The organism is Sphaerisporangium sp. TRM90804 (assembly GCF_029846175.1).
GTDB lineage: Bacteria > Actinomycetota > Actinomycetes > Streptosporangiales > Streptosporangiaceae > Sphaerisporangium.
The window spans coordinates 79,084-101,384 of sequence record NZ_JARWAC010000006.1 but is presented as its reverse complement, the minus strand read 5'-3'; the positions used below and the strand labels follow the sequence as shown (position 1 = coordinate 101,384).

Genomic DNA, 22,301 nt, shown 5'->3' with positions numbered 1-22,301 from the left:
TGTCATGTAGGACGCCGAGTCGATAGGCGGGTCAGATAGCGATGAGCGCCTGATGAGCATGCGGCGATGAGTACGTCCAGGTAGCGACGGTCCGGCGGCACAGCCTCCCGGGCCGAGTTAGGGAGTGCAGTGGCGAAGGTCCGAGTCTACGAGCTCGCCAAGGAGTTCGGAGTAGAGAGCAAGGTCGTGATGGCCAAGCTCCAGGAAATGGGCGAGTTCGTTCGATCGGCGTCTTCAACGATAGAAGCGCCGGTGGTCCGCAAGCTTACGGAGGCGTTCTCCAGGGGATCCTCCGATTCCAGGGGCGGCGACAGGTCGTCCAGGGCGCCTCAGAAGGCGTCTCCCCGTCCGGCGCACAGCCAGGGCGGAAACGGCGCTTCGGCGCCCGGTCAAGCGGCGCCGCGGCCTGGTCCCGGCCCGAGGCCCGGGCCCGTCCCGAGGCCGGGTCCGGCGAACACCGGGCCCCGTCCTCCGGTGCCGATGCCGCACGTCAACCAGCCTCCGCAGGAGGCGCCGCGTCCCGCGCGCGCCGAAGCGCCCCGGCAGGAGGAGCCGCGTCCCGCGGTGCCCCGTCCGGAGGCCGCCCGCACCGAGGCTCCTCGTTTCGAGGCTCCGCGCCCCGAGACGCCCCGTTCCGACGCTCCGCGTGCCGACGGTCCCCGTTTCGACGGGCCCCGTTCCGACGCGCCGCGTCCCGATGTCGCGCGTCCGGCCGCTTCCGGCGGGCGCACGGCTCCCAAGCCCGGCCCCCGGCCCGGTCCGGCTCAGCGTCCGGCCGCTTCGGCGGGCCCCGGCGGCGCCGCTCCCGGTGGCACCGCCCCGGGCGCCCCGGCGCCCGGCGGCGCCGCGCCCACGGGCTCGCGTCCCGGCGCTCCGGCGCCCGGCGGCTCGCGCCCCTCTGGCCCGAAGCCGGGCCCGCGTGGCCCGCGTCCGGGCAACAACCCGTTCAGCTCCACCGCGAGCGGCATGGGCCAGCGCCCGCCGCGTCCGGGCCGCGAGGGTGGTGGCCCTCCCGGCCGCGACTCCGCCCCGCGCGACGGCGGTCCCCGCGAGCCGCGCCGTGAGGGCGCCGGTCCGCGCGAGCCGCGCCGTGACGGCCCCCGCGACGGCGCGATGCCGCGTCCCCCGGGTGCGCGTCCCGGCCCGGCCGGTGCCGGAGGCCCGCGTCCGGGTCCCGGTTCGGCGGGTCCGCGTCCCGGTCCCGGTGCGGGCGGCCCCCGTCCCGGCGGCCCGCGTCCCAACCCGATGATGATGCCTTCGCGCCCCTCCGGTCCCGGTGGTGGTGGCGGCGGTGGCGCCGGCGGTGGCGGTCGTCCCGGCGGTGGCGGTCCCGGCCGTCCCGGCGGCGGTGGCGGCGGTGGCCGTCCCGGCGGCGGCGGTGGCGGCGGCTTCGGCGGTCGTCCCGGTGGCGGCGGTGGCGGCGGCTTCGGCGGTGCCCGCACGGGCACCGGCGGTCGTCCCGGCGGTCCCGGCACGGGTGCCGGTCCCGGCGGCGGTGGCGGCGGCTTCGGCGGTCGTCCCGGTGGCGGCGGCGCCCGCGGGCGTGGCGGTACGGCGGGTGCCTTCGGGCGTCCCGGCGGTCGTCCGACGCGTGGCCGCAAGTCCAAGCGCCAGAGGCGTCAAGAGTTCGACAACATGCAGGCCCCGTCGATCGGCGGCGTGCAGGTCCCCCGCGGCAACGGCCAGGTCCTGCGCCTGCCGCGCGGAGCCTCGCTGTCCGACTTCGCCGACAAGATCGGTGCGAACCCCGCGTCGCTGGTGCAGATCATGTTGCACCTCGGCGAGATGGTGACCGCCACCCAGTCGGTGAACGAGGAGACCCTGCAGCTCCTGGGCGCCGAGCTCAACTACGCCATCCAGGTCGTCAGCCCGGAGGAGGAGGACCGCGAGCTTCTCGAGTCCTTCGACATCGAGTTCGGCGAGGACGAGGGCGACGAGAGCGATCTGGAGTCCCGTCCGCCGGTCGTGACCGTCATGGGTCACGTCGACCACGGTAAGACCAAGCTGCTGGACGCCATCCGCAACACCAACGTGGTGGCGCGCGAGGCGGGCGGCATCACCCAGCACATCGGCGCCTACCAGGTGGCGACCGTGCACGAGGGCGCCGACCGCAAGATCACCTTCATCGACACCCCGGGTCACGAGGCGTTCACCGCCATGCGTGCCCGAGGCGCGCAGGCGACCGACATCGCCGTGCTGGTGGTCGCGGCCGACGACGGCGTGAAGCCTCAGACCATCGAGGCGCTGAACCACGCCCACGCGGCGAGCGTGCCCGTGGTGGTCGCGGTCAACAAGATCGACAAGGAGGGCGCCGACCCCATGCGGGTGCGGGCGCAGCTCACCGAGTACGGTCTGGTCGCCGAGGAGTACGGCGGCTCGACGCTGTTCGTGGACATCTCCGCCAAGCAGGGGCTCGGCATCGACGAGCTGCTGGAGGCGATCCTGCTCACGGCGGACGCCGAGCTCGACCTGCGGGCCAACCCGACGATGGACGCCCAGGGCATCGCCATCGAGGCGCACCTCGACAAGGGCCGCGGCCCGGTGGCGACCGTGCTCGTGCAGCGCGGAACGCTTCGGGTCGGCGACTCCATCGTCTGTGGCGAGGCCTTCGGCCGCGTCCGGGCGATGCTGGACGACAGCGGCGAGCAGGTCGCCGAGGCCGACCCGTCGCGTCCGGTGCTGGTTCTCGGTCTCACCGCGGTCCCGAGCGCCGGTGACAACTTCATCGTCGTCACCGACGACCGCATGGCCCGGCAGATCGCCCAGCAGCGGGCGGCCCGCCAGCGCATCGCCGACATGGCCAAGTCCAGCCGGCGCCGCACCCTCGAAGAGCTCTTCAGCGACATGGAGAAGGGCAAGGTCGACGAGCTCAAGCTCATCATCAAGGGTGACGTGTCCGGTTCCGTGGAGGCCCTTGAGGACGCCCTGCTCAAGATCGACGTCGGCGAGGAGGTGCGCCTTCGGGTGCTCCACCGGGCCGTCGGTGCGATCACCGAGTACGACGTCAACCTGGCGATCGCGGACGACAACGCGGTCATCATCGGCTTCAACGTCCGCCCGGAGGTCCGGGCGCGCGACCTGGCCGAGCGCGAGGGCGTCGACATCCGGTACTACTCGGTCATCTACCAGGCGATCGAGGAGATCGAGGCGGCCCTGAAGGGCATGCTGAAGCCGGAGTTCGAGGAGGCCCAGACGGGCACCGCGGAGGTCCGCGACGTCTTCAAGGTCCCGAAGATCGGCAACGTGGCGGGCTGCCTGGTCCGCTCCGGTGTGATCACGCGCAACAGCAAGGCCCGCATCATCCGCGACGGTGTCGTCGTGGCCGACAACCTCACCGTTTCCTCGCTTCGCCGCTTCAAGGACGACGCGACCGAGGTCCGCGAGGGCTTCGAGTGCGGTATCGGTGTCGGGTACAACGACATCAAGATCGACGACGTCATCGAGACGTTCGAGATGCGGGAGAAGCCGCGCCCCTGATGTGCGAGTGAGGCGGCCGGCGCCCGCGGGGTTGATCCCCGCGGGCGCCGGGCCCGCCCTTCTCACCGGGTACCGTGGCGACTGCCATGTACATAGGTGCACTTACCCTGGACATCCTGCTCGGCGACGTTCGGTCGCTGAAGCAGAAGCGCTCCGTGGTGCGTCCGATCATCGCCGAGGTGCGCCGCCGGTTCCCGGCGGTCGCGGTGGCCGAGACCGGCAGCCTCGACCTGCACCGCCGCGCCGAGATCGGGGTGGCCGTGGTGTCGTCGACGGCGGCCAACTGCGGAGAGGTCATGGAGGCGTGCGAACGCCTCATCGCGGCCCGCCCCGAGATCGAGCTGCTCTCCGCGAGGCAACGGCTCATCGGCGATGACGAGGACTGAAAGGCCCCCGGGAAGCCTCGCTTCCCGGGGGCCGTTAAGCGAGAGAAGCGACCAAGGAGGGGGAGCGCGATCGTGGACGCAGCACGCGCCCGGAAACTGGCGGACCGCATCCAGCAGATTGTCGCCGAGATGCTCGAGCGGAGGATCAAGGATCCCCGGCTGGGCTTCGTGACGGTGACCGACACCCGGATCACCGGCGACCTGCGCGACGCGACCGTCTACTACACCGTCTTCGGCTCCGAGGCCGAGCGTGCCGACACCGCCGCGGCTCTGGAGAGCGCCAAGGGGATCATCCGGTCGGAGGTCGGCCGCCAGACCGGCGTGCGGTACACGCCGACCCTGACGTTCCACCACGACCCGCTCCCCGACAGCGCCCGGCACCTGGACGAGCTGTTCGCCGAGGCCAGGGAGCGAGACGAGGAGATCGCCAAGAAGGCGGAGGGCGCCGTCCACGCGGGCGAGCCCGACCCCTACCGCAAGCCCGAAGAGGGCGACGAGGCCGAGGACGACCTGGCCGGCGAGACCGGTGCCGACTCCTTGGACCGCGCGCGCCCTTCGGCGCCGTGACCCCCGGCGCGGGCGCCCGCACGCGGCCCGCCGCGCCGGGCGCGCCGTCCCCGGAGACACCCTCGGGGCCGTCCGGCGCCGCGCCGGGCGGCCAGGCCGCGCGGCTCACCGACCTCGCGGTGCCGGAGGACGGCTGGCGCCGGGCCGTCGAGCTCATCCAGGCGGCCCCCGAGGTGGCGCTGGTGTGCCACGTGTCGCCCGACGGCGACGCGCTCGGCTCGATGCTGGGCCTCGGCATGGCGCTGCGCCGGGCGGGCAAGCGGGTGACGGCGTCGTTCGGCGACCGCCGGTTCGCGGTGCCCCGGCTGCTGCGGTACCTGCCCGGCCAGGAGCTGCTCGTGCCACCGGGCGACTACCCGGCCGAGCCGGAGCTGATGATCAGCTTCGACGCGCCCACGGTCGACCGCCTGGGCCTGCTGGCGCCCAACGCCGCCAAGGCGCGCGAGCTGATCGTCGCCGACCACCACCCGTCCAACACCGGCTTCGGCACCCTGCCGCTGGTCGACGCGTCCGCCGCGTCCACCTCCATGATCGTGGAGGAGCTGATGGCCCGGCTGGGCCTGCCCGTCGACCGCGACGTCGCGACCTGCCTGTACACCGGCCTGGTCACCGACACCGGGTCGTTCCGGCACTCCTGCACCACCCCGGCCGCGCACCGCATGGCGGCCCGCCTGGTCGAGGCCGGCCTGCGCACCGACGAGATCGCCCGCGAGCTGTGGGACCGCTCCCCGTTCGGCTACCTCAAGGTGCTGGGCCTGGCGCTGGGCCGCTGCGAGGTCGACCAGGACGCCGCCGGCGGCCTCGGCCTGGTGTGGACCTTCGTGCCGCGCGCCGACCGGGCCGCGTACCTCCTGCCGTACGACGAGGTGGAGGGCGTCATCGACGTCGTCCGCCGTACCGACGGCACCGATGTCGCGGTCGTGCTCAAGGAGGACGACGAGGGGGCGTGGCAGGTGTCCACGCGCTCCAAGGGGGCGGTCGACGTCGGGCGTGCCTGCACGGCCCTGGGCGGCGGCGGCCACGTGCGGGCGGCCGGGTTCACCTCCCACACCTCGCCCGAGGAGACCATGGCCAGGTTCCGCGCGGCCCTGGCCGCCGACCATCCTTCCCCCTGACCGGCAAGGAGCCTTCACGATGTGCGCGATGAGCACGGCGGGTCGCGCCGGGCGGCCGGTGCCGCCCAGCGGGCTGATCGTCGTGGACAAGCCGGCCGGCTGGACCTCCCACGACGTGGTGGGCAGGATGCGGCGCCTGGCCGGCACCCGCCGGGTCGGGCACGCGGGCACGCTGGACCCCATGGCGACCGGCGTGCTCGTCGTGGGCGTCGAGAAGGCCACCCGGCTGCTCGGCCACCTGGCGCTCACCGAGAAGGGCTACGACGCCACGATCCGGCTCGGCATGACCACCGGCACCGACGACGCCGAGGGGGAGCCGGTCGCCAAGACCCCGGCTGGCCACGTGCCCGACGAGGCGATCCGGGCGGGCGTGGCCGCGCTGACCGGCGCCATCATGCAGGTTCCGCCGCAGGTCAGCGCGATCAAGGTGAACGGCGAGCGCGCCTACAAGCGAGCCAGGGCCGGTGAGGAGGTCGAGCTGCGGGCCCGCCCGGTCACCGTCCACGCCTTCGAGGTCACCGCCGTCCGCCGCGAGGGCGACGCCGTCGACCTGGACGCCACGGTGAGCTGCTCCAGCGGCACCTACATCCGCTCCCTGGCCCGTGACCTCGGTGACGCCCTGGGCGTCGGCGGCCACCTGACCCGCCTGCGCCGCACCCGCGTCGGCCCGTACGACCTGGCGATGGCCCGCACGATCGAGGAACTGGCCGAGGACTGCGCGATCCTGCCCATCGCCGACGCCGTCGCCGCAGCCTTCCCCCGCAGGGACGTCACCGAGGAGGAGGCCAGGCTGGTGGCGCACGGCGGGCGCCTTCCCGCCGCCGGCCAGGGCGCCGGCCCCATCGGCGTCTTCGCCCCCGACGGCACCCTGCTGGCCCTGGTGGAGGAGCGCGGCGGCGCCGCCAGACCCCTCGCGGTGTTCGTCCCCTAGCGCCGGCGCACCCCGGCCCGCCTGCGTGACCGCGTAGGGGTGGGGTGCGGGCCCCTCGTGATGCCGCGGCCCGCCGGTAGGGTGGTCGGGTGAGTGAACGCGACCGTCAGCACAGGAACGAGGTCGAGGTGCAGGCTTGGCACGGACTCGACGACGTGCCCGCAGACTGGGGCAGATCCGTCATCACTATCGGCGTGTTCGACGGCGTGCACCGAGGCCACCAGCGCATGGTCGGCAGCGCCGTCGCGATGGCGCGAAGGCTGGGCGTCGCCTCCGTCGTGGTCACCTTCGACCCCCATCCGGAAGAGGTGGTCCGGCCGGGCACCCACCCGTCCCGGCTGACGACGCCCCGGCACCGCGCCGAGCTGCTCGGTGCCCTCGGCGTCGACGCCGTCTGCGTGCTGCCCTTCACGCTGGAGTTCTCCCGGATGACCCCCGACGAGTTCGTCCAGGCCGTCCTGGTCGACCGCCTGCACGCCGCGGGGGTCGTGGTGGGGGAGAACTTCCGCTTCGGCCACAAGGCGGCGGGCAACCTCGACACCCTGCGGGAGCTCGGTGAGAAGTACGACTTCGTCGCCGAGGGCGTCCCGGTGGTCAGCGACGGCGAGGCGATCTCCTCCAGCTCGATCCGCGAGAGCCTGGCCGCCGGAGACGTCGCCGCGGCGGCCGAGGTGCTCGGCCGCCCGCACCGGGTGGAGGGTGTGGTCGTCCGGGGGTTCCAGCGCGGCAAGGCGCTCGGCTTCCCCACGGCCAACGTCGAGCTGCCCGCCTACACCGCCATTCCCGCCGACGGCGTCTACGCCGGGTGGCTCGAATGCACCCAGTCGCCCTCGCCGTACCAGGGGCAGCGGTGGCCGGCGGCGATCTCCATCGGCACCAACCCGACCTTCGAGGGCATCGAGCGCACCGTCGAGGCGTACGCCATCGACCGCGACGACCTCGATCTGTACGGCGCGCACGTTCTGGTCGACTTCGCCGTGCGGCTCCGCGACACGCTGAAGTTCGGCTCCATCGACGCCCTCATCGACCAGATGGACCACGACGTCGACGACGCGCGCCGCCTCACCGACGGCTGAGCGGCGCGAGCAGGGCGCGGCGCGGTCCGCGCGGTGGTAGCCTGACGTGTCGGCTCGGCTTCGGCGCGCTGTGCGCTGCCCGCCGACCGGTTACGGCGACTGTAGGCATACACGGTCGTTCGTAGGAAAAACCAACCTGCCACGTGTGCCCGTAGACAGTAGAAGGAGAGCCGTGTCGCTCGACACCGCCGCCAAGAAGCAGATCATCTCCGAGTACGGCACCGGTGATGGTGACACCGGGTCCCCCGAGGTGCAGATCGCGCTGCTGAGCAAGCGCATCAGCGAGCTCACCGAGCACCTCAAGACCCACAAGCACGACCACCACAGCCGCCGTGGGCTCCTGCTGCTGGTCGGCCGTCGCCGCCGGCTGCTGAAGTACCTCATGAGCAAGGACATCGAGCGCTACCGCACCCTCATCGAGCGGCTCGGCCTGCGCCGATAACCTGAGAGGGAGCGGTCTCGCGCCGCTCCTTCGCAACCCCGCCGGTGCCGGGCCTTCCGGCGGGGACGCGGCGGCCGCGCCGGACGACGGCGCGGCACCGCACCGATATGGTCCGAAAGACAACTGAACAGCCGAGAAAAGTGCCCCGCGTCCGCACAGCACACAAGAACGCGCGTCCCGTGACGCCTGCGGGCCGGTCCTCGGTAGTGGCTTCCGGATGTCTGCGGCGTATGCCGCACAGGCCGGGTGCTTCGATCGAAGACCGGCGCTGCACATGACGGGGAGCCGTCATACGGAAGCCGGGCACGAGTCGGCCGACCGCGAAGACACCGGCCGGCCGGCACGTGCCTGAGCGAGTGCGACCAGAGCACGGACGCGGGCGACCGACCCAAGAGGAGGTCCCCCGTGGAGGGTGTCCACAGCACGGAAGCCGTGATCGACAACGGCTCATTCGGCACGCGTACGGTCCGGTTCGAAACCGGACGGCTCGCGCGCCAGGCGGCGGGAAGCGCCGTCGTCTACCTTGACGACGAGACGATGGTCCTGTCCGCCACCACCGCGTCCAAGAACCCCAAGGAGAGCCTGGATTTCTTCCCGCTCACCGTGGATGTCGAGGAGCGCATGTACGCCGCCGGGCGCATCCCCGGCTCGTTCTTCCGGCGTGAGGGCCGTCCTTCCGAGGACGCCATCCTCACCTGCCGGCTGATCGACCGTCCGCTGCGCCCCTCGTTCGTCAAGGGCCTGCGCAACGAGGTGCAGGTCGTGGCGACCGTCATGGCTCTCAACCCCGACCACCTGTACGACGTGGTGGCCATCAACGCGGCCAGCCTGTCGACGCAGCTCGCGGGCCTGCCGTTCTCGGGCCCGCTCGGCGGCGTCCGCATCGCGCTGATCAGCGGCCAGTGGGTGGCCTTCCCCACCCACACCGAGCTTGAGGGCGCGACGTTCGACATGGTCGTCGCCGGCCGTGTGCTTCCCGACGGCGACGTCGCGATCATGATGGTCGAGGCCGAGTCCACCCGCGACACGCTGAAGCTCGTCGCCGATGGCGCGGTCGCCCCCACCGAGGAGACCGTGGCCGAGGGCCTTGAGGCCGCCAAGCCGTTCATCAAGGTGCTGGTCGAGGCGCAGAGCCAGATCGCCAGGGTCGCCGCCAAGGAGACCGCCCAGTTCCCGATCTTCCTGGACTACCAGGAGGACGCGTACGAGGCCGTCGCCGGCGCCGTCTCCAGCGAGCTGGCCTCCGCGCTGACCATCGCGGGCAAGAAGGAGCGCGAGGTCGAGCTCGACCGGGTCAGGGCACTGGCGCTGGAGAAGCTGGGCTCCGACTTCGAGGGGCGCGAGAAGGAGATCGCCGCGGCGTACCGCTCGCTCACCAAGAAGCTGATGCGCGAGCGCGTCATCAAGGAGGGCGTCCGCATCGACGGCCGCGGGCCGAAGGACATCCGCCAGCTCAGCGCCGAGGTGCACGTGGTGCCGCGGGTGCACGGGTCGGCCCTGTTCGAGCGCGGCGAGACCCAGATCCTGGGCATCACCACGCTGAACATGCTCCGCATGGAGCAGATGATCGACACGCTGAACCCCGAGCGCACCAAGCGCTACATGCACAACTACAACTTCCCGCCCTACTCCACCGGTGAGACCGGCCGGGTGGGCTCGCCCAAGCGCCGCGAGATCGGCCACGGCGCGCTCGCGGAGCGGGCGCTGATGCCCGTGCTGCCGACCCGCGAGGAGTTCCCGTACGCCATCCGGCAGGTGTCGGAGGCGCTCAGCTCCAACGGCTCCACGAGCATGGGCTCGGTCTGCGCGTCCACCATGGCGCTGCTGGACGCCGGCGTGCCGCTCAAGGAGATGGTCGCGGGCATCGCGATGGGTCTGATCGGCGAGGGCGACCAGTTCGTCACGCTGACCGACATCCTCGGCGCCGAGGACGCCATGGGCGACATGGACTTCAAGGTCGCCGGCACCCGTGACGTCATCACGGCGCTGCAGCTCGACACCAAGCTCGACGGCATCCCGGCCGACGTGCTCGCGGCCGCGCTCAAGCAGGCCCGGGCCGCCCGCCTGGCCATCCTCGACGTGATGCGCGAGGCGATCGACTCCCCGGCGGAGATGAACCCGACCGCGCCGCGCATCATCACGATCAAGGTCCCGGTCGACAAGATCGGCGAGGTCATCGGCCCGAAGGGCAAGATGATCAACCAGATCCAGGACGACACCGGCGCCGAGATCACCATCGAGGACGACGGCACGATCTACATCGGGGCGACCGACGGTCCCTCGGCGGAGGCGGCGCGGACCACGATCAACTCGATCGCGAACCCGCACATGCCCGAGATCGGCGAGCGCTACCTGGGCACGGTCGTCAAGATCGCCGCCTTCGGCGCGTTCGTCAGCCTGCTGCCCGGCAAGGACGGCCTGCTGCACGTCTCCCAGATCCGCAAGCTGCACGGCGGCAAGCGCATCGAGAACGTCGAGGACGTCATGAACGTCGGCGACAAGGTGCAGGTCGAGATCGCCGAGATCGACTCACGCGGCAAGCTGTCGCTGGTCCCGGTCGAGGTCGTCGAGAAGGAGGCCGCGGCCCGCGCCGAGTCCGGCGGGGACGTCGAGGCCCCCCCGGCCGACGCCGCCCCTCGTGACGACCGCGGCGACCGCGGCGGCGACCGTCCGCGCCGCACCCGCACCCGGGGTGGACGGGACGACCGCAACTCGTGAGCTCCACCACCCTGCTGCACCCCGGCGGCGACGGCGCCGGGGTGGTGCGGCGCACCGTCCTGCCCGGCGGGCTCCGCGTGGTGACCGAGACCATGCCGACCGTGCGCTCCGTCGCGGTCGGCATGTGGGTCGGCATCGGATCCCGCGACGAGGCCCAGGAGCACACCGGGGCCACCCACTTCCTGGAACACCTGCTGTTCAAGGGCACTCCGGCCCGTGACGCCCTGGAGATCTCCGCGGCGATCGAGGGCATCGGCGGCGAGATCAACGCCTTCACCGCCAAGGAGTACACCTGCTACTACGCGCGGGTGCTCGACGAGGATCTCCCGCTGGCCATCGACGTGCTGGCCGACGTGGTGACCTCCTCGCTGGTCACCGCCGAGGACGTCGAGTCCGAGCGGGGGGTGATCCTGGAGGAGATCGCCATGCACGACGACGATCCCTCCGACGTCGTGCACGAGCAGTTCTCGGCCGAGCTGTACGGCGACATCCCCCTGGGCCGCCCCATCCTCGGCTCGGTGGAGTCGATCCAGACCCTGTCGCGCGACCGCATCGCCGAGTACTACCACAGCTACTACCGGCCGCCGCACACCGTCGTCTCGGTGAGCGGCAACATCTCCCACGAGCGGGTGGTGGAGCTGGTGGCCGCGGCCTACGAGCGGGCGGGCGCGCTCGGCGGCACCGCCGCGCCGACGCCGCCGCGCCTGTCCGGCCCCGGCGCCTCGCCCCGCTCGGGCGTGCGCGTGGTCGACCGGCCGACCGAGCAGGCCAACCTCGTGCTCGGCACCACCGCGCTGTCGCGCACCGACGACCGCCGTTTCGCGCTGGGCGTGCTCAACGCCGCCCTGGGCGGGGGCATGTCGTCGCGCCTGTTCCAGGAGATCCGCGAGAAGCGCGGCCTGGCCTACTCGGCGTACAGCTACACCGCCCAGTACGCCGACACCGGCCAGTTCGGCATCTACGTCGGCTGCCTCCCGGCCAAGATCGAGGACGTGCTGAAGATCTGCCGCGAGGAGCTCGACCGCGTGATCGCCGAGCGCCTGACCGACGAGGAGATCGTCCGCGGCAAGGGCCAGATGCGCGGCGGCCTGGTGCTCGGCCTGGAGGACACCGGCTCGCGCATGTCGCGCATCGGCAAGAGCGAGCTGGTGTACGACACGCTGATGCCGGTCGACGAGGTGCTCGCGCGCATCGAGGCCGTCACGCCCGACGAGGTCGACGCGGTGGCCCGCGAGGTGCTCTCGCAGCCGCTCACGCTCGCCGTGATCGGGCCCTTCGGCGACAAGGACTTCAGCGCCTTCGTCGCCTGACGGGCCTCACCCGTCGCAAGCGGTGATCAAGCCCGGGTTCCCTCTTGGGGGCCCGGGCTTGACGCTACGCTAGGGGCTCGTGATCAGCGTTGGAGTTCTGGGCGCCAGAGGGCGCGTGGGTGCCGAGGTCTGCAAGGCCGTGCACGCCGCCGACGACATGGAGCTGGTGGCCGCCGTCGACGTCGGCGACCCGATCGAGGCGTTGTCCGCCGCCGAGGTGGTGGTCGACTTCACCCACCCCGACGTGGTCATGGACAACCTCAGGTGGTGTGTGGAGCACGGCGTGCACGCCGTGGTGGGCACCACCGGGTTCGACGCCGGCCGTCTGGACGAGCTGCGGGGCCGGCTGGACGCCCATCCCGGGGTCAACGTGCTCATCGCCCCCAACTTCGGCATCGCCGCCGTGCTGATGATGCACTTCGCCCAGCGGGCCGCCCGGTACTTCGACTCGGTCGAGATCATCGAGCTGCACCACCCGGGCAAGGCCGACGCCCCCTCGGGCACGGCCCGCCGCACGGCCGAGCTGGTCGCCGAGGCGCGGCGGGCGGCGGGCCTCGGCTCGATGCCGGACGCCACCAGCTCCGAGCTGCCCGGCGCCAGGGGCGCCGACGTCGAGGGGGTGCGCGTTCACGGGGTGCGGCTGGCCGGGCTCATCGCCCACCAGGAGGTCCTGCTCGGCGGCGACGGCGAGACGCTGACCATCCGGCACGACACGATGAACCGCTCCTCGTTCACGCCGGGCGTGCTGCTCGGCGTCCGCCGCGTCCGCGAGCTGCCCGACCGCCTCACGGTGGGCCTGGAGTCCCTGCTCGGCCTGTGAGGCCCCCCGCGGGCCCGAAAGGCCTTCAGCGGCCTCTCGGGGGCCGGGTCAGAGGGTGAGGGCGAGGCCGAGGGCGAACAGCAGGCCGAAGACGAGCTGGGCGCGGCCGGTCTGCTGCAACGTCGTGATCAGCGTGCGGCCGGCGCCCCCGGAGCGCACGGCGCCGGCCGGGGCGAGGGCCAGTGGCAGGGCCAGCACGGTGAGCGCCGCGAACGGCCGCGCGAACGCCAGCGCCAGCGCGATGGCGAACGGCAGCAGCAGGCAGGCGCCGTAGAGCAGGCGGGTGCGGGCGTCGCCGAGCACGACGGCCAGCGTCCGCTTGCCGGCGGGCCCGTCGGTGGCGATGTCGCGCAGGTTGTTGACCACCAGCAGCGCGCAGGCGAGCAGCCCGACCGGCACGGCGGCGACCACCGCGAGCCACGGCAGGCTCTCCAGCTGCACGTACGTCGTGCCCGCCACGGCCACCAGGCCGAAGAAGACGAAGACCGAGATCTCGCCGAAGGCGCGGTAGCCGTAGGGGCGGGAGCCTCCGGTGTAGAACCAGGCGGCGGCGATGGCCAGCGCGCCGACGAGCAGCAGCCACCACGCGCGGGTCGCGACGACCAGCGCCAGGCCCGCCACCGCCGCCGCCAGGAAGCAGCCCGCCGCCGCGAGCAGCACCGACCGCGGGGAGGCGGCCCCGGAGCCGACCAGGCGCAGCGGGCCGACGCGGTCCTGGTCGGTGCCGCGCACCCCGTCGCTGTAGTCGTTGGCGTAGTTGACGCCCACCTGCAGGATCAGCGCCACGAACAGGGCCAGCAGCGCGCGCCACCAGACGGCCCCGTCGTAGGAGGCGGCCACGCCCGTGCCCACGGCGACGGGGACCACGGCCGCCGGGAGGGTGCGGGGTCGTGCTCCCGCGAGCCACTGAGCGGGTGTCGCCACGGGTCGTCCTCCACCAAGAGTCGGGTCCCGGAACGCCCTCGCCGCCGCTGCGGCGCGGCCTCCCGGATTTCGACTAAGCAGGCTAGTTGATGCCCCGTAGACCCGAACCAGGGGTGCCCCCGTGGAGAGCGGCGACCGAGCACGGCACCGCGTCCAGGCCATCCCGGAAGCCCGGGATGACCGGAATGCCGCCGGACGCCCGGGAAGCCCCGGAGGCGCCGGGCGCCCGGTGGAGGGCGTTCGGGGCGTTCCCGTGGGGAGCGGCGGTCGTGGTGGGACGCCGCGTCCCAGACGCCCCCTAAGCACGAGAAGCTCTGGATGCCCCGGGAAGCCGGGGAAGCCGGGAGGCGCCGGTGGAAACGCGTCGCGGGTGGCGGCTCAGGCGATGTCGGTGGCCAGGCGGATCATGCGGATCGGGCGGCCCATCTCCAGCACGCGCTCGGCCTCGTCGGGCGCCCAGCCCGCGGAGCCGAAGAAGCCCAGCATGGCGTCGTCCTCGGCGAACACCCAGGTGACCACCGTGGTGAAGCCGTCCTCGCGCAGGTGGTCGACGGTGGCGTTGAGCAGGCGGCTGCCGTGCCCGCGCCGGACGTGGCCGGGGTCGACCAGCAGCGTGAGCAACTCGGCCTCGGCCGACGGGTCGAGGTCGGGGTCCTCGGCGGGGCCGTGCGAGGCGAGGCCGACGACCTGCTGCGCGCCGCCGCCCGGCCCGCTCGCCAGTGACGTCAGCGGGTCGTCGGTCTCGACGGCCACCAGCAGCCGGTGCCGCGGCGTGGGCGGAGTCAGCACGGCCTCCTCCCACTGGCGCGCCCAGAGCTTCTCGGCCGACGGGCCGGTCATCTGCTCCAGCGGGCCCTCGGGCAGGAACGGCCGGTAACCGGCCTTCCAGGCCCGGATCTGGGTGGCCGTCACCGCCGCGACGTCGTCGACCCGCGCGGCGCGCACCCCCACGTCTGCCATGGCGACAGACCCCCCTTCATGTGCATCCCCACCGTATCGGGGCGCGGAGGCGCGGACGCACCCCGAGTAACCCGCCGGCGCCCTCAGGGGCGGCGTGCTCGCCGCCGTGTCCCGGGAAGTGCGGCCCGGCGCCCGGTCGCGCGCACGGCGGGCAGGCGCGTGGCGGCGGGCGTACGGCGGGTCGGGGGCGCGGTGGGTGGGCGCACGGCGGGTCGGGGGCGCGGTGGGTGGGCGTGCGGCGGTCGCGTGTGCGGCGGGCGGGGGCGCGGTGGTCGGGGGCGCGGCGGGTGGGCGTACGGCGGGGCGAGCGGGTGGGGGTCAGGGGTTGGGGGAGACGGAGTAGACGAGGCGGAAGCGGTCGCCGGGTACGACGATGTCGCTGGTCTCCACGGGGCGGTCGCCGGACCAGTGGGTGCGCTCGATGTGCAGGACGTGCACACCGGTGGGCAGGCCGAGGAGGTCGCTCTCGGTCGGCTGGGGGACGCGGGTGTGGACGCTCTCGCGGATGTCGGTGACGCGCATGCCAGCGGCGGACATGCGGGCGAGCAGGCCCTTGCGGCCGTTGCCGTTGGTGCCCTCCTCGGCGGGGGGCTGTGCCCGGGAGAGCTCGGCCGGCTCGTAGGAGGTGGCGAGCTGCATGGGCCTGCCGTCGGTGCGAAAGACGTAACGCGTGCGGGTGACGGCGGCGGACTCGGCCAGGTGGAGCCGCCCGGCGATCTCGCGGCCCGCCTTGGCGTGCTCGCTGCGCCAGTCCCACGTGGCGCGGTGGCCCCCGGCCTGCATGTCGGCGGCGAAGGGGATGTCGTGGTCGACGTGGCGGCTGCGCTGCAGGGGGTAGAGCACCGACTTCTCGCGCACGTAGTGCCCGGAGCCGACCTTGCCGATGATCAGGCCCTCGGCGGCCAGGACGCGCAGCGCGTGCCTGGCGGCGGTCTCGCCGACGCGGAAGCGCTGGGTGAGTTGCGCGCGGGAGGGGATCGGCGCGCCCGGCGGCAGGGTGCCGTCGACGATCTGCCCCCGCAGCTCTTCGACCACACGGAGATACACCGGGTCGTTGCCAGTCATCCGTCCCATCCCTCGGGCCGCTTCGAGATCGTTCCCTATCTTGCCGTAATCATTGGACAACGGGGAGTAATGACCGAAAATTGGAGTTCCAACTTTACGAAAGGTCATTCAACGCCCACGGAGGGTGATCGCGAGCCTCCGGGCGCCGCGAGGAAGCGCTTCCGGCGGATGGCCTCCCGCGGAGCACGGCCTGGGCCGTCCCGCTCCGGGAAGGCCGCGGCGGGCGGCGACGGACGATCGGAAAATTCTCCTCGAATCCATGTAACACACCCGTAAGCCCGTCCGATTGCAGGGGTAGAGGTCGTCGATGTGTGTACCCCCGAGCACATATCGGCGGCCTCAATCTCTGTTCGGGGGGCGCTCCGGGCGAAGCCGCACACACCAGGTTCAAATACCCGGGAGCGGGAACCGGGGTGGCGGGGTCCACCGTCTTCCAGGATCCAGGTACCGTTCCCTCTATGGCATCGCCAACACAGACTTCCGGCGCGCCCTTCGGCCGCCTGCTGACCGCCATGGTCACGCCCTTCGACCGCGACGGCGCCGTCGACGCCGACGGCGTCCAGCGACTGGCCACCTACCTGGTGGATGAGCAGAAGAACGACGGCCTGGTCGTGAGCGGCACCACCGGCGAGTCCGCGACCACGAGCGACGCCGAGAAAGACCGCATCCTGCGCGCGGTCGTCGAGGCCGTGGGCGACCGGGCGACCGTCGTGGCCGGTGTGGGCACCTACGACACCGGGCACTCGATCGAGCTGGCCCAGGCCGCCGAGCGGGCCGGCGCGCACGGTCTGCTCGTGGTGACGCCCTACTACAACAAGCCGCCCCAGGAGGGCCTGTACCGCCACTTCACGGCGGTGGCCGACTCCACGGGGCTTCCCGTGATGCTGTACGACATCCCGACACGCTCCGGCGTCGAGATCAGCGGCGAGACGCTGACGCGCCTGGCCGTCCACCCGCGCATCCAGGCCGTGAAGGACGCCAAGGGCGACCTGTTCGCCGGCTCCCAGGTGATGGCGCGCACCGACCTCGCCTTCTACTGTGGTGACGACACGCTGAACCTGCCCTGGCTGTCGGTGGGCGCGGTCGGCTTCGTCAGCGTCGTGAGCCATGTGGTCGGCGCCGATCTGGCGTCCATGATCCAGCTGTACGAGGCGGGCGACGTGAAGGCCGCGCGCGAGGTGCACCAGCGGCTGCTGCCCGCGGTCACCGGCATCATGACCCGCACGCAAGGTGCGATCATGGTCAAGGCGGCGCTGGCTCTTGTGGGCAGAGGCGTCGGTCCGCTGCGGCTGCCTCTGGTGGAGGCGACCCGCGAGCAGATCGCGCTCCTGCGCGCCGACCTGGTCGCGTCAGGGCTGAAGCTGTCCGACTGAAGGGCCGCGTCCCCGCGTCGCGTGGGGACGCCAAGACGTGCCGCCGGCCGCCGGGCGTAATCGGCGGGGGAATGTTCGAGTGGTGCCGTGCGCTTAACGCGGCGGAGAGGAAACAGAAAGTTTGAGAGAGAGACACAGCGATCACGGCCGGCATCGCGCCGGACGGCTCGGCGAGGGAGCCGTGCGCGGGCGGGCCGGAACACGCGGGGGACGAGCATGAGCCATCCACACCCGGAGCTCGGGCCGCCGCCTCCGCTCCCTGAGAACGGGCTGCGCATCGTCGCGCTCGGCGGACTGGGCGAGATCGGCCGCAACATGGCGGTCTTCGAGTTCGACGGCCGTCTGCTGGTCGTCGACTGCGGCGTGCTGTTCCCCGATCCGGAACAGCCGGGCGTCGACCTGATCCTGCCCGACTTCGACTACATCAGGGGCCGCCTCGACGACATCGAGGCCGTCGTGCTCACGCACGCGCACGAGGACCACATCGGCGCCGTGCCCTACCTGCTGCGCGAGCGCGCCGACATCCCGCTCGTGGGGTCCCGGCTCACGCTGGGCTTCATCGAGAGCAAGCTGACCGAGCACCGCATTCAGCCGGTCAAGGCCGAGGTGGTCGAGGGCGACCGCCGCCGGTTCGGGCCGTTCGAGTGCGAGTTCGTGGCGGTCAACCACTCCATCCCGGACGCCCTGGCCGTCGCGATCAGGACGCCCGCGGGCATCGTGCTGCACACCGGCGACTTCAAGATGGACCAGCTTCCGCTGGACGGCCGGCTCACCGACCTCGGGGCCTTCGCCAGGCTCGGCGCCGAAGGCGTCGACCTGCTGATGTCCGACTCCACCAACTCCGAGGTGCCCGGGTTCGTCCCGAGCGAGCGCACCATCGGCCCGGTGATCGACGAGGTGTTCCGCAGCGCGGCCAAGCGCATCATCGTCGCCTGTTTCGCCTCGCACGTCCACCGCGTGCAGCAGGTCTTCGACGCCGCCCAGGAGAACGGCCGCAAGGTCGCGCTCATCGGGCGGTCGATGGTCCGCAACATGACGGTGGCGCGGGAGCTCGGCTACCTCAAGGTCCCTCCGGGCCTGCTGGTCGACTCCCGTGAGATCGAGGAGTGGCCGCCGGAGGACGTCGTGCTCATCTGCACGGGGTCCCAGGGCGAGCCCATGGCGGCGCTGTCGCGGATGGCCAACCGCGACCACCCGATCCGCGTCGCCGAGGGCGACACGGTGGTGCTGGCGTCCTCGCTGGTGCCCGGCAACGAGACCGCGGTCAACAAGGTGATCAACGGGCTCACCCGCTGGGGGGCCCGGGTCGTGCACAAGGGCAACGCCACGGTGCACGTCTCCGGTCACGCGGCCGCGGGCGAGCTGCTGTACGTGCTCAACCTCACCAAGCCGTCCAACTTCATGCCCGTGCACGGCGAGTGGCGCCACATGCGCGCGCACGCCAAGCTCGCGGCGCTGACCGGCGTGCCCGACGATCACATCGTCATCGCCGAGGACGGCGTGGTGGTCGACATGGTCGACGGCCGGGCCCGCATCGTGGGCGCGGTGCAGTGCGGCTACGTCTACGTCGACGGCAGCTCGGTCGGCGCGGTCACCGACACGGCGCTGAAGGACCGGCGCATCCTCGGCGACGAGGGGTTCATCTCGGTGGTCGTGGTGGTCGACTCGACGACGGGCAAGGTCACCGGCGGGCCGGAGATCTACGCGCGCGGGTCGGGTATCGAGACCGAGGCGTTCGACGCGGTCATCCCGTTGATCGAGGCCGCCCTGCAGGACTCGGCGGCCGACGGCGTCGCCGATCCGCAGCAGATGCGCAGGCTCACCCGGCGCATCGTCGGCCGGTGGGTCAGCGACACCTACCGCCGGCGTCCGATGATCATCCCGGTGGTCGTGGAGGTCTGACCTGGCGTAGGTTTCTCGTGCCGGAATCCCCGTGCCGAGGAGAGCCATGGTCAGCATCCAGGCTGGTCGCCGGTGAACGCCCCCGCCCACGGCGAGGGCGTCACCGGCGCGGCCATCCAGGTCGTCTTCACCAAGTACGACGGGTCGCTGCACTGGCACCACGGCGCCCGGCTGCTGGGGGAGGACGAGCACGGCGTCTGGGCGGGCTGCCCGGCCGGCACCAGCGGCCGGCGCGGCTTCGAGCCGCCCGTCGTGTGGCGGCAGCCGTTCGTCATGCTGTTCCCCCGGGACGCCTGGTGGACCGCCTGCTTCAACGGCGAGCCTGAGGAGACCGCGATCTACTGCGACGTCGCCACCGTCCCGCGGTGGCGAGACGGGCAGGTCACGATGGTCGATCTCGATCTGGACGTGCTGCTGCTGCGCAGCGGGCGCCTGTTCGTCGACGACGAGGACGAGTTCGCCGAGCACCGGGTGCGCTACTGCTACCCCGGGGACGTCGTCGCTCGGGCGGAGCGGTCGGCGGCCTGGCTGATGTCGGCCGTGGGCCGCGGAGCCGCCCCGTTCGGCGGCGGGCACCAGCCCTGGCTCTCGCAGGTGTGCTGACCGGTGGACCCGCCACCGCCGCGTGACGGGTCCGGTCGGCACCGGGGCCGGCCGAAGCGCGGCCCCGGCCGGGGAGGGCCGGCTCAGCGCAGGCGGCCCGGGCCTGCCCAGAGCGGCACCTCGACCGGCACCAGGGCGGTGTGATCCACCCCGGTGTGCAGCGTGGGAGTCCATCCGACGTCCCCCGACAGGTCGGGGTCGTGGGTGGCGTTGTAGGCGGCGAGCAGGTCGACGCGGCGCACCGACGCGCCGCTCGCCACCAGGGTGCCGGTGACGTGCACGGCGGTGCCGCCCCAGTCGTAGATGATCTGGTCGGCGCCGGCGCCCCGCCCCAGCCGGACGAAGTTGTTCTCGGCGTAGATCTTCGACTGCACGCCGACGCCCAGGCCGTATACGTAGTCGTCGCCGGAGGGCACGTCGTAGAAGTTGTTGTAGACGTGCACCTGGCCGAACCGCACGCGCGGCGCCCGCTGGAGCACGGTGTCGAACGCGTTGTGGTGCACGGTGACGTTCAGCTTGCCGGCGTCGGTGGCGGGGTTGTTGGTGGAGCCGATCAGCATGGTCTTGTCGTGGTCGGCGAACCGGTTCCACGAGATGGTGACCAGGTCGGAGCCGTTGGTGACGTCGAGTTGGCCGTCGTGCACCTGGTAGGGCCGCCCGAAGTACACCGGCTGCCCGGAGTCGGGGTTGGCGCCGTCGTCGAAGCCGTTGTGGTCGGCCCAAACGTGGGTGGAGCGGGTGACCGAGATGTTGTCGTAGAGGGAGTTCCAGTTGCCCTCGTCGCCGTCGGTGGGGTCCCACTGGGGGAAGCAGTCGTAGGCGTCGCGGAACTGGATGTTGCGGATGATGACGTTGTCGGCCTGGTCGACGTGCAGGTTCATGCCCTTGATCACCGCGCGCCCGAGGCCGGCGATGGTGGTGTTGGATCCCACCTTCTGCCGGATCCACGCGGTCTGCTTCGCGGCGGAGGCCGCGCGGGCGTCCTCCAGCGGGCCGGAGGGCTCGGCGTCGCGCCCCCACACCGCCGGGTCGTACGCGGCGAGGTAGCCCTGCGTGGTGTACCCGTTGACGGCGTAGTCGTCGCAGGTCAGCCGGGCGCCGGAGTCGTCGGTGTTGGCGTCGATCTCACCCTTGACGTAGATGATCTTGGGGGTGGCGTCGCCCCCGGCCAGCGCGGCGACCAGCCCCTTGCGGTCGGTGACCGTGAAGACGTGGGCGGCGTCGGCCGCCGAGCCGCCGGTCGTGCCGGTGGTCGCCGACGCCCAGCCGTCGCCGGCGGGCAGCACCTGCCGTCCGAGCGGGACGGCCCCGCCCGATCGGGAGCCGTCGGCCCCCGGCGGCGCCGCGGCGGACGCGGGGGCGGCGACGAGCGCTGACGCGCAAAGGAGCGCCGCCGCCAGGATCGCGGGTGTTCTCAAGGGATACCTCCTGGTCAGGGAGGTGCCTTCCGGGGGAGGGCGCCTCCAGGGGGTCCGGTCAAGGCTCCTCGACGAGCTCCAGCACGTGCTCGATCAGCTCGCCGAGACGCTTGACGTGCTCGGGCGCGGGCTCGCACAGCGGGGCGCGCACCGGCCCGGCGTCCAGGCCGCGCAGCCTGACCCCTGTCTTGATCAGCGAGACGGCGTATCCGGCGCCCTGGCGGCGCAGCTCGACCAGGGGCCGGTAGAACTCGTCGATCAGCAGGCCGACCGTGGCGTCGTCGCCGCCCACGAGGGCGTGGTAGAACCGCTTGGCCACACCGGGGAGGAAGCAGAAGACCGCTGAGGAGTAGCGGGTGACGCCGAGCCCGCGGTAGGCGAGCGCCGAGATCTCGGCCGTGGGCAGCCCGTTGAAGAAGAGCAGGTCGACGGAGGCGGACCTGGTGGCGCTGATGATGCGCTGCAGCAGGTCGAGGTCGCCGTACCCGTCCTTCAGCCCGACGATCCGCGGGTGGCGCGCCAGGGCGACGACGGTATCGGGGTCGAAGATCGCGTTGTCGCGCTGATAGAGGATCAGCGGGAGCGGCGAGGAGTCGGCAAGCGCCTCGTAGTGCCGGCGCAGCCCCTCCTGCTGGGCGTGGACGAGGTAGGGCGGCAGCGCGAGCAGGCCGTCGGCCCCGGCGTCCCGCGCGGTGGCGGCGAACCGTGACGCCAGTGCCACGCCGTAGCCGGTGCCGGCGATCACGGGCACGCGGCCGGCCGTCACCTCCACGGCCGCCGCGACGCAGGCGGCGTAGTCGTCCAGGCTGAGCGAGGGGAACTCCCCGGTGCCGCAGCAGGCGAACACGGCACCGCAGCCGGCCTCGACGCCTTCCCGGACGTGCTCGCGAAAGACGTCGATGTTGAGCCGCTCCCGCGCGTCGCAAGGTGTGACGGGAAAGAAAAGCGGGCCGTCGAGTCGATCCGCCAGCGGAGTCATGCGGTCCTCTCGTGTGTACATATCTAAGGACTGTATTCATATACATGAACACAGGGAAGGTATGACTCGAAGCAGGCGGCAGTCAAGGGAGCGGCGGAAACACGGGCGACGGTCTTTCGAAATGCTTTGGTTACCTGCCGAAGGCTTGACAGTGCCCCGGCCGCGTTCCTACGTTGACGGCGCGTCCACATCTGTGAACGTCGTTCAGAAACGTGTCGCAACGTGAAAGGAATCG

At 72.3% G+C, this 22,301-nt stretch carries 18 protein-coding genes; 13 read left to right on the top strand and 5 right to left on the bottom strand.

Translation table 11 applies throughout. The features are described 5' to 3' along the window. Positions 1 to 129: 129 nt before the first annotated feature. The 10 genes from infB to dapB all read left to right on the top strand — a co-directional run bounded on the left by infB (position 130) and on the right by dapB (position 12,842). Positions 130 to 3,477 (top strand): translation initiation factor IF-2, encoded by a 3,348-nt coding sequence (gene infB, locus PYR91_RS07190; RefSeq protein ID WP_279778394.1) that lies wholly within the window; start codon positions 130 to 132, stop codon positions 3,475 to 3,477. An 86-nt stretch (positions 3,478 to 3,563) separates the two neighbouring features. Next, the gene (locus PYR91_RS07185) at positions 3,564 to 3,863 is read left to right on the top strand and encodes a DUF503 domain-containing protein (protein WP_279778393.1); all 300 of its coding nucleotides are present in this window, start codon (positions 3,564 to 3,566) and stop codon (positions 3,861 to 3,863) included. Between the two features lie 69 nt (positions 3,864 to 3,932). Beyond that, on the top strand, positions 3,933 to 4,430 hold the full coding sequence (gene rbfA / locus PYR91_RS07180) for a 30S ribosome-binding factor RbfA (protein ID WP_279778488.1): 498 nt from the start codon (positions 3,933 to 3,935) through the stop codon (positions 4,428 to 4,430). Next, a complete protein-coding gene (locus PYR91_RS07175) occupies positions 4,427 to 5,545 on the top strand; it encodes a bifunctional oligoribonuclease/PAP phosphatase NrnA (protein WP_279778392.1) in 1,119 nt (372 codons plus the stop codon). The genes rbfA and PYR91_RS07175 overlap by 4 nt, the downstream gene beginning before the upstream one ends. Before the next feature lie 28 nt (positions 5,546 to 5,573). Then, complete coding sequence (gene truB / locus PYR91_RS07170) at positions 5,574 to 6,476, top strand: tRNA pseudouridine(55) synthase TruB (RefSeq protein WP_279778391.1); 903 nt, start codon at positions 5,574 to 5,576, stop codon at positions 6,474 to 6,476. Positions 6,477 to 6,604: 128 nt separating this feature from the next. Then, positions 6,605 to 7,552 carry a bifunctional riboflavin kinase/FAD synthetase gene (locus tag PYR91_RS07165; RefSeq protein ID WP_279778487.1) on the top strand — a complete coding sequence of 316 codons (948 nt, stop codon included), beginning with the start codon at positions 6,605 to 6,607 and terminating at the stop codon, positions 7,550 to 7,552. Positions 7,553 to 7,724: 172 nt separating this feature from the next. Further along, positions 7,725 to 7,994 carry a 30S ribosomal protein S15 gene (rpsO, locus tag PYR91_RS07160; RefSeq protein WP_279778389.1) on the top strand — a complete coding sequence of 90 codons (270 nt, stop codon included), beginning with the start codon at positions 7,725 to 7,727 and terminating at the stop codon, positions 7,992 to 7,994. A gap of 405 nt (positions 7,995 to 8,399) precedes the next feature. Further along, a complete protein-coding gene (locus tag PYR91_RS07155) occupies positions 8,400 to 10,712 on the top strand; it encodes a polyribonucleotide nucleotidyltransferase (protein WP_279778387.1) in 2,313 nt (770 codons plus the stop codon). Further along, a complete protein-coding gene (locus tag PYR91_RS07150) occupies positions 10,709 to 12,022 on the top strand; it encodes a pitrilysin family protein (protein WP_279778384.1) in 1,314 nt (437 codons plus the stop codon). The genes PYR91_RS07155 and PYR91_RS07150 overlap by 4 nt, the downstream gene beginning before the upstream one ends. 79 nt (positions 12,023 to 12,101) lie before the next feature. After that, the gene (gene dapB / locus PYR91_RS07145; RefSeq protein WP_279778382.1) at positions 12,102 to 12,842 is read left to right on the top strand and encodes a 4-hydroxy-tetrahydrodipicolinate reductase; all 741 of its coding nucleotides are present in this window, start codon (positions 12,102 to 12,104) and stop codon (positions 12,840 to 12,842) included. 48 nt (positions 12,843 to 12,890) lie between these two features. Here dapB and PYR91_RS07140 read toward each other — a convergent pair whose 3' ends face one another. From PYR91_RS07140 to PYR91_RS07130, 3 genes are all read right to left on the bottom strand, one after another. Beyond that, complete coding sequence (locus PYR91_RS07140) at positions 12,891 to 13,766, bottom strand: 1,4-dihydroxy-2-naphthoate polyprenyltransferase (protein ID WP_279778380.1); 876 nt, start codon at positions 13,764 to 13,766, stop codon at positions 12,891 to 12,893. A gap of 378 nt (positions 13,767 to 14,144) precedes the next feature. Then, positions 14,145 to 14,726 carry a GNAT family N-acetyltransferase gene (locus tag PYR91_RS07135; RefSeq protein ID WP_279778378.1) on the bottom strand — a complete coding sequence of 194 codons (582 nt, stop codon included), beginning with the start codon at positions 14,724 to 14,726 and terminating at the stop codon, positions 14,145 to 14,147. A 318-nt stretch (positions 14,727 to 15,044) separates the two neighbouring features. Continuing rightward, on the bottom strand, positions 15,045 to 15,791 hold the full coding sequence (locus PYR91_RS07130; RefSeq protein WP_279778377.1) for a GntR family transcriptional regulator: 747 nt from the start codon (positions 15,789 to 15,791) through the stop codon (positions 15,045 to 15,047). 458 nt (positions 15,792 to 16,249) lie between these two features. Between PYR91_RS07130 and dapA the strand changes: the two genes are divergently transcribed. The 3 genes from dapA (at position 16,250) to PYR91_RS07115 (ending at position 19,669) form a co-directional block, all read left to right on the top strand. Further along, positions 16,250 to 17,164 carry a 4-hydroxy-tetrahydrodipicolinate synthase gene (dapA, locus tag PYR91_RS07125; RefSeq protein ID WP_279778375.1) on the top strand — a complete coding sequence of 305 codons (915 nt, stop codon included), beginning with the start codon at positions 16,250 to 16,252 and terminating at the stop codon, positions 17,162 to 17,164. Between the two features lie 216 nt (positions 17,165 to 17,380). After that, complete coding sequence (locus PYR91_RS07120; RefSeq protein ID WP_279778374.1) at positions 17,381 to 19,066, top strand: ribonuclease J; 1,686 nt, start codon at positions 17,381 to 17,383, stop codon at positions 19,064 to 19,066. Between the two features lie 72 nt (positions 19,067 to 19,138). Next, positions 19,139 to 19,669, top strand: coding sequence for a DUF402 domain-containing protein (locus tag PYR91_RS07115; RefSeq protein ID WP_279778373.1), 531 nt, complete (start codon positions 19,139 to 19,141; stop codon positions 19,667 to 19,669). Between the two features lie 83 nt (positions 19,670 to 19,752). On the opposite strand, the gene PYR91_RS07110 is transcribed toward PYR91_RS07115, so the two are convergent. Both PYR91_RS07110 and PYR91_RS07105 read right to left on the bottom strand, forming a co-directional pair. After that, positions 19,753 to 21,087 carry a pectate lyase gene (locus PYR91_RS07110; RefSeq protein WP_279778371.1) on the bottom strand — a complete coding sequence of 445 codons (1,335 nt, stop codon included), beginning with the start codon at positions 21,085 to 21,087 and terminating at the stop codon, positions 19,753 to 19,755. A 58-nt stretch (positions 21,088 to 21,145) separates the two neighbouring features. Further along, positions 21,146 to 22,087, bottom strand: coding sequence for a 5-dehydro-4-deoxyglucarate dehydratase (locus tag PYR91_RS07105; protein WP_279778369.1), 942 nt, complete (start codon positions 22,085 to 22,087; stop codon positions 21,146 to 21,148). Positions 22,088 to 22,301 lie beyond the last annotated feature (214 nt).

Excerpts from the sequence above, each read along its gene's own strand:
- PYR91_RS07105 (WP_279778369.1), bottom strand. The coding sequence starts at position 22,087 with ATGTACACACGAGAGGACCGCATGACTCCGCTGGCGGATCGACTCGAC.
- dapA (WP_279778375.1), top strand. The coding sequence starts at position 16,250 with ATGGCATCGCCAACACAGACTTCCGGCGCGCCCTTCGGCCGCCTGCTG.
- PYR91_RS07120 (WP_279778374.1), top strand. The coding sequence starts at position 17,381 with ATGAGCCATCCACACCCGGAGCTCGGGCCGCCGCCTCCGCTCCCTGAG.
- PYR91_RS07130 (WP_279778377.1), bottom strand. The coding sequence starts at position 15,791 with ATGACTGGCAACGACCCGGTGTATCTCCGTGTGGTCGAAGAGCTGCGG.
- truB (WP_279778391.1), top strand. The coding sequence starts at position 5,574 with ATGAGCACGGCGGGTCGCGCCGGGCGGCCGGTGCCGCCCAGCGGGCTG.
- PYR91_RS07185 (WP_279778393.1), top strand. The coding sequence starts at position 3,564 with ATGTACATAGGTGCACTTACCCTGGACATCCTGCTCGGCGACGTTCGG.
- PYR91_RS07135 (WP_279778378.1), bottom strand. The coding sequence starts at position 14,726 with ATGGCAGACGTGGGGGTGCGCGCCGCGCGGGTCGACGACGTCGCGGCG.